Below are 10,317 nucleotides of genomic sequence, written 5' to 3'. Positions count from 1 at the left end.
GGCGTTACGGGAATGCCCATTTCTTCGATAAACGACTGCGTACCACCCGTTGAATACAACTGTACACCCTGACGGTGCAGCGATTCTACGATGGGTGCCAGGCCTTCCTTATGATAAACGGAGAGAAGAGCAGAAGTGATTTTTTTTTGAGACATTGGTCGGTCTATTAAAAACTCAGTTTCAGTATTCGAGTTTACAGTCTTCCGCAAAATCCGTCCTCCTTCGTCAGCACCGCGATTGCTTCAAACCAAAAAGACTATGAATAAAAAAACCCCGAGGAGAGCTCAGGGATTTTTTAGGGAGGTACCAAGCGGATTCGAACCGCTGTGGGAGGTTTTGCAGACCTCTGCCTAGCCTCTCGGCCATGGTACCTTGTGATTTTTCAAAAGCTTCTTTCGCTCTTGAGGCTGCAAAAATAAGGGGAAAATTAGCTGATTTCAGAAAAAGAGGTATTTTTTTTCATGTTTTTCTGAAAAGATATTCATTTTCTGCCTCAGCTTACTGATACAGAGCTATTTGTAACGAGCCCTTTTGAGAGAGGGTATTAAAAAAGAAGGGCGAACCTTTCGGCTCGCCCTTGCTTTAGTAATTCGCGTCAGGAATTAGTTTCCACGTTCCATTTGCTCTTTCAGAGCAGCCAGAGCGTCGAGATCACCCAGAGTTGATTTTTCAGCAGAAGCAGAAGAGTTCGTTTTCTCTACGGCTTTTTGCGTTTTCTTCTTCTCTTCGGCTTTCACTTCATCCTTCACGTCGCCCCATACTTTCGTATGAGAAACAACGATACGACGTTCTTCTTTATGGAATTCGATCACTTTGAAGTCGATAGACTCACCTACTTCAGCGTTCGAACCATCTTCTTTCGCCAGTTGCTTGATCGGAGCCTGTCCTTCGATACCGTAAGGCAGCTCAATCTGAGCAAACTTGTCAGACTTGGCAATGATCGTTCCTTTGTGTACGGATCCGATGGTGAAGACGTTCTCGAAGGTATCCCAGGGGTTTTCTTCGAGTTGTTTGTGGCCCAGAGACAGACGACGGTTTTCAGCGTCGAGTTCCAGAACGACTACGTCCATTTTGTCACCAACTTTCGTGTACTCAGAAGGATGCTTGATCTTGCGAGTCCAAGACAGGTCAGATACGTGAACCAGACCATCGATTCCTTCTTCCATTTCGAGGAAGAGACCGAAGTTCGTCAGGTTACGAACCGTTCCTGAGTGTTTCGTACCCGGAGCATACTTCGACAGCAGCTCAGGACGAGTCCAGGGATCAGGCGTCAGTTGCTTGATACCCAGAGACATTTTGCGTTCGCTACGATCGATCGTCAGTACAACGGCTTCGATTTCGTCGCCCACTTTCAGGAAGTCCTGAGGGTTACGCAGGTGCTGAGACCATGACATTTCTGACACGTGAATCAGACCTTCTACGCCCGGCTGAACTTCCAGGAACGCACCGTAATCGGCTACGTTCACGATTTTGCCTTTTACGCGAGCACCGGGTTCTACTTCGGCAGGAAGTGCTTCCCAAGGATGAGCCGTCAATTGCTTCATGCCGAGAGAGATACGCTTCTTGTCTTCGTCGAAATCCAGTACAACCACCTGAATGCGTTGGTCCAGTTTGAGGACTTCGCTTGGGTGGTTGATGCGACCCCAGGAGATATCGGTAATGTGCAGCAGACCATCCACACCACCCAGATCGATGAATACACCGAAGTTGGTCATGTTTTTGATCACGCCTTCGAGTACCTGACCTTTTTCCAGGTTCGTCAGGATTTGCTGACGTTGCTGCTCAAGGTCTTTCTCGATGAGGACTTTGTGTGAAACGACTACGTTATCATTGGCGTAGTTGATTTTCACCACTTTCACCTCCATACGCTTGCCAACGAAAACGTCGAAATCGCGGATGGGTTTTACGTCGATTTGAGAACCGGGCAAGAAGGCTTCGATGCCGTAGATATCTACGATCAAACCACCTTTCGTCCGACGCTTCACAAAACCATCGATCACGAGGTCTTGATCCAGAGCCTTCTGAATATTATCCCAAGCCGTGATTACTTTCGCTTTCTTACGAGAAAGAATCAGCTGACCATTGGGGTCTTCCTGATTTTCGATGTACACTTCCACTTCATCACCGGCTTTCAGCTCGGGCATGTCACGGAATTCCGTACGGGGAACCATCCCGTCGGACTTGAAACCGATGTTCAGAATTACTTCACGATCCGTAATTCCAACCACGGTACCTTTTACTACTTCTTTTTCAGCTACCTGGCTCAGCGTACCTTCGTACAGAGCAGCCAGTTCATCACGCTGAGCTTTAGAGTAACCACTACCAAAGCCACGGTTGTCCGCGTGATCCCAATCAAAATCAGTTACTTGAGGTTGTGCCATAAGAGATTTTTGGCTCGCCCTGGATACATCAGCCGACCGGGCGAAGCTCCGGCTGAATTTTAGTGAATCCGCTTTTTTCAAAACGGAAGGCAAAGGTAGTCATTTTTCCTGATACTGAGCGAGTAATATCCTAAAAAAATAGCTAGTCTTCCGTTTCGTTTTAAACGCCTCTGTATCGTCTTTCCCCGTCTCTTCTTTCCCCTCATTCTTCCCATCGGCAGGAAAGTACATGACAGCCCCTTTACTTACTTAAATAATATTTGTAATCAATAAAGTGCCATTCTGTTTCCTAACACATTACTTCTGCAGCATTATCTTATGAAAAAATGGTTTACTCGACCACCCGTCTACCTTTGGGTGGTGTTTTTCCTGTTGACAGGAAACCTAGCTTTTGCTCAGGGAATTACGGGCACGGTGACTTCCAACGACGCCAAACAGGGCATTCCCGGAGCCAGCGTTACCATCAAAGGCACGAATCTCGGTACAGTCACCAACGCGGATGGTCAGTACACCCTTCGCTTTGAGGGGAAAACGGGTACGCTGGTGGTCTCTTCCATTGGCTACATTACCCAGGAACTGCCCATCAACGGACAAACGACGCTGAACGTTACGCTACAACCCGATACCAAGGCTCTCAATGAGGTCGTGGTGATTGGGTACGGTACAGCCCGGAAAACGGACGTTACCGGGGCCATCACTTCACTCAACGCCAGAAATCTGGATGAACGCCCCGTACTCCGCGTGGATCAGGCTCTGGTGGGCCAGCTGGCAGGGGTACAGGTGAAACAAACCAGCGGGGCCCTGGGCAAGGGCCTCAGCGTACAGGTACGCGGTTCGGGTTCGATCACGGCGGGCAATGAACCGTTGTACGTCATCGATGGCTTTCCCCTGGCGACGGCAGCTCCCAATGGTTCTGGAAACTTCGCGACGGGCAACCCGCTCGATAACATGAACCCCAACGACATTGAGTCGATTCAGGTACTGAAAGACGCGGCGGCGGCGGCCATTTACGGTTCGCGGGCGGCTAACGGCGTCGTATTGATTACCACCAAACGCGGGCAAAGCGGTAAAAGCACAATTACCGTTAATGCCTACGGCGGGTACATGGAACGCAGTCGTAAACTCGACATGCTGAATGGTCCGGAGTGGATTGACCGGGCGACCGAGATTATCAACGCCCAATGGGTAGCTTCGGGCTCAGGCCGTACGGCTACGCAAACCAATGCCGAACGCCGGACTATTTTAGGATTGGCCGAAGGTCAGGTTAATACGACCTACATGACCGACGACCGCTGGTCACAACCCGGATACCCGGGCCTGCAATTCATTGACTGGCAGGATGAGGCCTTCCGCAAAGGGGCGGTACAGAACTACCAGATTTCGGCGAGTGGCGGATCGGAAAACGTTAACTACTACGTTTCAGGAAACTACGTCAAACAGCAGGGCATGGTCATCAACACCGACTATACGGCCTATTCAGCTCGGGCGAATGTGGAAGTAAAAGCCAGTAAAAACCTGAAAATTGGCGTCAATCTGGCCCCTACGTTCTCGATCAACCATGATCCCGGCGTCGAAGGAAAAGATAACATTCTACACCAGCTGCTGAGTTACTCTCCCGTGCAGGAGGCCAGTGCGGGTCTATATCCCAACAGTGGCAGCATTGGTCAGTACCGCTGGAGTACTTCCGCTAACAGTCCCATTGCCAAGCTCGAACGGGTCATTGGGGAAACCAAACGCTTCCGTACCCTGGGGTCTTTGTTCGGCGAATACCAGCTGGCGAAAGGCCTTTTCTGGAAAACCACGCTGAACCTAGACAATACCGATAATACCGCGAAAGGATATACGCCTTACTCCGTGGCTAGTTCGCTTGAAGCCCGGAACGCCCAGCAAACCATTCTGACTTCCGGCTCTTTCAACACCTACCGGAAACGTACGTTTGTGAACGAAAACACACTGTCGTACTCGAAAGTCTTTGCCGAGAAGCACGACCTCTCGCTGTTGGGCGGTATTTCGTACACGTCCGATAAGATCGAACTATCGAACATGAGTTCCAACGGTGGTTTCAGCAATAATGCCATCACGACGCTGAACGCCGCGAACGGCATTACGGGAAATACCAGCGAAGCCCGCAACGTGCTGATTTCCTTCTTCGGACGGGCTCAGTACAGCTACAGCGGTAAATACCTGTTTACGGCCAGTGTCCGGCAGGATGGCTCCTCCCGCTTCGGAGCGGATACTAAATGGGGTGTTTTTCCCTCCGCTTCCGTAGGCTGGCGGATTTCGGAAGAACCTTTCATGGAATCCGTTACGGCCATCAATGATTTGAAATTACGCGGCAGCTGGGGTACTTCCGGGAACTACAACATCGGCGACTACAGCACCTTACCGACGCTCGCTACCTACAACTATACGTTCAACGGAACAAATGCCATTGGTCAGGCTCCGAGCGGCATTGTCAATACGAACCTCTCCTGGGAAAAATCGCAGACTTTCGATGTGGGGCTTGACTTTTCCATCCTGCGTAACCGTGTTACGGCTTCCTTTGATGTGTACCGGAAGACGAATACGGCTCTGCTGCTCAACGTACCGACGCTCGGCGTGACGGGCTTTACATCCTCCCTGGGGAACGCCGGAAGCGTACGCAACGCGGGCTGGGAGTTGCAGGTGAATACGAATAACCTGACGGGAGCCTTTAAATGGAATACGTCGCTCAACTTTAGCCACAACGCCAACAAAGTCATTTCGCTGGCGGGCGGTCAGAGTCAGATTCTCATTCCTTCGTCGTTTGATATTTCCCACTCCATTCTTCGCGTGGGCGATCCGCTGTACAGTATTTACGTCGTTCGTCAGGTCGGTATTCTTAGCCAGCAGGACATCGACAGCAAAGCGGCTCTGTACGGATCGCAAACGGTGGGCGACCCTAAATACTTCGATGCCAACGGCGACGGCGTAATTGATGCCAATGACCGCGTCATCGTGGGTCAACCGAATCCTAAGTATACCTGGGGAATCACCAACAATTTCCGTTACAAAAACTTCGATTTGAGCGTACTGGTGCAGGGTCAGAATGGCGGGTCGATTTACTCACTACTGGGTCGAGCTTTGGGTCGTACCGGACAGGGCGTAGTGGATAATGCCCTGGGCTTCTACCAGGATCGCTGGCGTTCGCCCGAAGATCCAGGTGCCGGTCAGGTGGGTAAGGTATACTCAACGTTTGGTCGGATTAAAAACACCGACTGGCTGTACTCGTCGGATTACGTTCGCGTTCGGAACATCACGCTGGGATACAACCTAAAATCCGTAGTTAAGGTACCGCAGATTCAGGGAGCCCGCATTTACGTGACGGCCGAGAACTTCTTTGGCTGGGATAAATACAAAGGTGGCCTGAACCCCGAAGCGACCAACACGAACCTGAGCGGGGATAGCTCCTATCCCGAAGCCGGTGATTACGGTGGACTCCCCATTGCCCGCTCGCTCATCTTTGGTGTGAACTTAACTTTCTGATACTGGACTTCCATGAAAAGACGATATTTACTAGTAACCGCGTTCTTGACCGCACTGGTTACTTCCTGCACGGATGATTTATACCAAACGCCGATTTCTGCGGGTACCACCGAAACCTTTTATACCCAACAGGCTGATTTCATTCAGGGGGTCAATGCCGTATACAGCGATTTGCGGACTTACCCGGATCGTTTACTGAACCTCTCCGAGACGCGTTCGGACAATTTATACGCCGTTTCCGACGGGGGTGTACGCGACTGGGAAGGCATCAATAGTTTTCACAAAACGATTGCCAGTAACCCTTACGTTACGGATGCCTGGAATGTCAACTTCAACGGCATTTACCGGGCTAACGTCGTGCTGGATCAACTCGTACAAAAAGGTTCGATCATCACCGATGCCACGCTGCGTACGCGGCTAGAGGCAGAAGCTAAGTTCCTGCGGGCTTTTATGTACTTCGATCTGGTTCGCTTGTTCGGAAAAGTACCCGTCATCGATCACCCCGTTACGGCGGCGGAAGCCAAAACCATCCAGCGAAGCTCGGTTACGGATGTGTATAACCTGATTTTATCGGACCTGCAATTTGCGGTAACGAACCTGCCCGAAACGCACGCTACAGCCGACCGGGGACGAGCCACGAAGTTTGCCGCCAAAGCGATTCTGGCCCTGGTGTACATGACCCGCTCGGCTCCGAACTACTCCATTGAAGGCCCTGGTCTGGGACTGAACGAATGGAATCTGGCTCTGGCTCAACTCAATGATATTATTGCCAGTGGGAAGTACGCACTGGTGGCCAAATACAGCGACATCTTTTCGTACACCAATGAAAATAACTCGGAAGTGGTTTTTGACATTCAATACGTCACGGGTCTGACGCCGGTTGTGGGGGGCACGTTTCCTTGGTTACTCGCTCCCGATACTTGGTTTCAATCGAACGGAAAACCCACGCAGGGCGGCCTGACGATTCGTCCCGTAGCGGAGGATCTCATCAACCACTATACGGCGAAAGACGTCCGGAAAGCCTTTACCATTCAGACGGGTTATACGTACAACGGCGTAACTGAAAATCGGTCGTTTTTCAAGAAATACATCGATCTGACGAAAGTACCCGTGAACCGGGTCGATTGGCCGATCAACTTTATTGTCAGTCGCTACACGGACATTCTGATGCTGAAAGCCGAGTGTATCCTCAAAGGAGCTACGGGTAGTCAAGCGGATGTAGACGCCATTGTCAATCAGGTACGTACGCGGGCGGGACTGGAAGCCACTTCCAACGTAACGCTGGCTCAACTCTACGACGAACGTCGCCTGGAATTCGCCGCCGAAGGCACCCGCTGGCATGATCTCGTTCGCAGTGGACAGATTACCACCCTCATTCCAGCCTGGATAGCCAGGGAAGATGTACAGAAACAAATGCAGGCGTTCGTAAAGGAATACATCATCTACCCCCTTCCCCAAGCCGAGCTGGACGCCCAGCCGGGGTTGTATACGCAGAATGCGGGATATTAAGTAGCGTTTAATCCCAACAAAAAACTCCGGCGAGTACGTGACTCGCCGGAGTTTTTTGTTTCCCTTCATTATCCTTGCTTTCGTATCCAAGAAGCATCAAGCCAGCCATACAACAATCCGACACATCCTAATACACTACAATCCAGCAGCCAGGTATTGCTCTTCATGAGACCAATTACTAAGTATAGAAAAGCTCCCAAGCTGCCGATAACGCCAGCCGTGATAACCCGGAGTCCTACTGACCGTTGCTTAAAGTAAATGCTTATGGCGTAGTAGAGACCCGGAATCACGAAGTACCCAGGAAAACCCAGTAGAGCTACGTATAGGAAAATGGATAACGAGTGTCCTACCCATTTCCGATAAGTAAATGGCCCCGGAAGAGCCGCTGCCCCGCCATATTTAGTTGAGATTAAAACGGTAATGAGCAAATAAATCAATAAACACAGGTAGAGAGCCGCTAGACCTTTACAGAGCAGCTTCAAACCTTTTTTTACATTCGAGCGATCATCTGCGTTCATTTCCATTCATTAGTTTCTTATCTAATTTTATTTTGCTCTCCGCCCAAACGAACGTATCAAATAGAAAAACCGGAGGCAGCACCTCCGGCTTTTCGAGCAACACCAATATGAAAAATCCGTAATGTCTATTTATCGTAGTTCGTGTTCTGCGGATTAAAGTTGGTCCATCCAGCCGTCCAGTTATCCGTAGCGTTAAATGCTCCGCGATAGTTTACTTTCTGGAAGAACGAATCGGCACCTTTACCCGTCCAAACGGCACCACTCAACAGCGGTGAAGAAGAACCAACCGTGAAGGCCGGTGAAGCTAAGTTGAAGCTATTCGCATTCAGTCCTAACGTACCGATATTCGCTAGCGTTACGATTTGGTTGGCGAACTCCGTCGTGTTAAAGAAAGCCGTTGCCTGATCAGCCGTTACGCCACCTGCACCATTGACAGGCGTCGTCATGTTAGCCAGTACGATGCCACGCAGTTGCATTCCATTGGAAGTCGCGTTTGCCAAGGTCGTCGTACCATCTAAACGCAAGCCTTCGGGGTAACCTACCAGTAAGCTGTTGAAAACGCTAATGGACGTATTCCGACGCAAGTGCATACCGCGACCGAAAGCACCGGAACCATTCGACGTAGTAGCGGAGCTAGGAGCACCCTGGAAAACGAAGTTACTTACGTTAGCAAAAACGGCACCTGTCAGGGGTAATCCATCGTTAGCACCGTTAGCAGGCGTACCGGGATCGAAGTTATCCGACTCAAAACCGTTTGAAGTAGACTGATCCGCTACGTTTGGATCACGCAGAGAAAGAGCAAACTGTACTTTTCCAGAATAGCCCCAATCCGTATCCCAATCATCGTCAAAGCCACGGAAAGCAACCAAGTATTTAGCGTTTACCGTACCGCCGAACCACTCGAAGGAATCATCTCCGGAGTAAGAAACCTGTACGTTTTCGATCGTCGTTCCGTTACCTACACCGTACATCGTCAACCCATTAATTTCTGAGTTTGGCGTGTTTGACAGAGAAATACCGCCAAATTCGATCCGTACATATTTCAAGGTACCGGAGTTGTCAGCAACATCGCTATACGTTCCCGTCGTTCCCGTAATACCGCCTTCAAAGTTGGTTGCACCCGGACGGTTGGTTGGAGCTTTACCGATCAGTACTACCCCACCCCAGTCACCGTAGTTACGGCTTCCAGCGGCTTTCGACGAAGTAAATACGATGGGTTGGCTAGCCGTACCTACGGCCATCAATTTAGCACCGGGTTGTACGATCAGCGTACCCCCTTTTTGCTGACCCGAAGGATCCTGAGCAGGCAGACCACCTTTGATAATGGTACCGGGCTGAATCGTCAGCGTTGCTCCTGATCTTACGTAAACAAAACCTTTGATGACGTATACTTTTGAAGCTTCCCAGGTAGTATTGGCGGCAATTTCGTTGCTTACTTCTACTACCGTCTTGTTACCCAGCGTAAAAGCGGACGAGCTGGTTACTGCTGATTTTGAGCCGATTTTAACGGTAATCGTACCATCCTGAGCACCCGCCGGAACCGTAGCTACGATCGAGGTAGGAGCAATCGTTTTTACTTTCGCTAAGGCTCCACCAGTGAAGGTTACCCGAACACCCGTCGTATCGCTACCAAATTCAGTACCCGTAATCGTAATATCAGAGCCTACAGGTCCGCTGGTCGGATTAACCGAAGCAATCGTCACTACAGGAGCAGGAGAATCGTCGTTGTTACAGGAAGCAGTGGCTAATCCGGCCGCAATGACCAGCATTCCATACCGTGCTTGTTTGAACAGTTGCATGAACAATTTGGATTTAGTTAAACTGTGTGATAGGTACTCGCTGTTACTGGGTTATTTAGGGAATCAAGGTTCGTCCAAATGAATAAACCAAACTTAACGTACTGTAGGAGCCTCGTTTGAAGCTACGGATCGTTTGATCGGCGTTGGCCGTTTGTGAGGTTACGTCTTTATCGATTTTTGAGTTACGATTGAAATCCTGGCTCAGGCGAATCGACTGGTTCAGCAAATCCTGAATACCCAGGCGAACTTCCCAACGCTTGTTGAAGGTCTTGCTTACGTTCAGGTCAATGATATTACGAGGCATTTCGTAGACCGTAGGACTATTCACGTTACCAACCGCGAAGATCCGAGGACCCGCCACGTTGTATAGTACGTTCGCCTGCCAGCCATTGGGATTTGCATAGTAAACGCCAGCGTTAACCAGGTACGGCGACTGGTTCATCATCGCCCGTTTTTTATCGGTAATTCCCGTCAGATCGTAGTTCTGAATTGCACCTGATAAATCCGGAGCGGCTACAACGTCACCCAAATTGATCGTACTCTTAATGAGCGATACGTTACCAACCAGCGTCAGGTCTTTCAGGAAATTAACATCCGTGGAAGCCA

Annotated in this window: 6 protein-coding genes, 1 tRNA gene and 1 pseudogene; 2 read left to right on the top strand and 6 right to left on the bottom strand. The window is 50.1% G+C overall.

The window, feature by feature from the left end; translation table 11 throughout:
* The 3 genes from ACOJTG_RS17300 to rpsA all read right to left on the bottom strand — a co-directional run.
* Positions 1-155, bottom strand: a 155-nt coding sequence (locus tag ACOJTG_RS17300; protein ID WP_420154973.1) for a hypothetical protein, incomplete at its 3' end; no start/stop codon positions are given.
* A 146-nt stretch (positions 156-301) separates the two neighbouring features.
* A tRNA-Cys gene (locus ACOJTG_RS17295) sits at positions 302-372 on the bottom strand.
* Positions 373-602: 230 nt separating this feature from the next.
* Positions 603-2,381, bottom strand: coding sequence for a 30S ribosomal protein S1 (gene rpsA, locus ACOJTG_RS17290; protein ID WP_094812407.1), 1,779 nt, complete (start codon positions 2,379-2,381; stop codon positions 603-605).
* A gap of 318 nt (positions 2,382-2,699) precedes the next feature.
* On the opposite strand from rpsA, the gene ACOJTG_RS17285 reads away from it, so the two are divergent.
* On the top strand, positions 2,700-5,885 hold the full coding sequence (locus ACOJTG_RS17285) for a SusC/RagA family TonB-linked outer membrane protein (protein ID WP_420154972.1): 3,186 nt from the start codon (positions 2,700-2,702) through the stop codon (positions 5,883-5,885).
* Between the two features lie 12 nt (positions 5,886-5,897).
* On the top strand, positions 5,898-7,394 hold the full coding sequence (locus ACOJTG_RS17280) for a RagB/SusD family nutrient uptake outer membrane protein (RefSeq protein WP_420154971.1): 1,497 nt from the start codon (positions 5,898-5,900) through the stop codon (positions 7,392-7,394).
* Between the two features lie 68 nt (positions 7,395-7,462).
* Here the strand turns inward: ACOJTG_RS17280 and ACOJTG_RS17275 are convergent, their stop codons facing one another.
* The 3 genes and pseudogenes from ACOJTG_RS17275 to ACOJTG_RS17265 form a co-directional block, all read right to left on the bottom strand.
* Positions 7,463-7,918, bottom strand: coding sequence for a hypothetical protein (locus ACOJTG_RS17275; RefSeq protein WP_420154970.1), 456 nt, complete (start codon positions 7,916-7,918; stop codon positions 7,463-7,465).
* Positions 7,919-8,037: 119 nt separating this feature from the next.
* Positions 8,038-9,711: an IPT/TIG domain-containing protein gene (locus ACOJTG_RS17270; RefSeq protein WP_420154969.1), complete on the bottom strand. Its 1,674-nt coding sequence runs from the start codon at positions 9,709-9,711 to the stop codon at positions 8,038-8,040.
* A gap of 55 nt (positions 9,712-9,766) precedes the next feature.
* A pseudogene (locus ACOJTG_RS17265) lies at positions 9,767-10,317 on the bottom strand (TonB-dependent receptor); the annotation flags it as partial.

Origin of the sequence: Siphonobacter sp., from assembly GCF_048595215.1 — a bacterium.
Classification (GTDB): domain Bacteria; phylum Bacteroidota; class Bacteroidia; order Cytophagales; family Spirosomataceae; genus Siphonobacter.
Note: the sequence above shows the minus strand (reverse complement) of the source record. Positions and strands in the feature narration are given on the sequence as shown.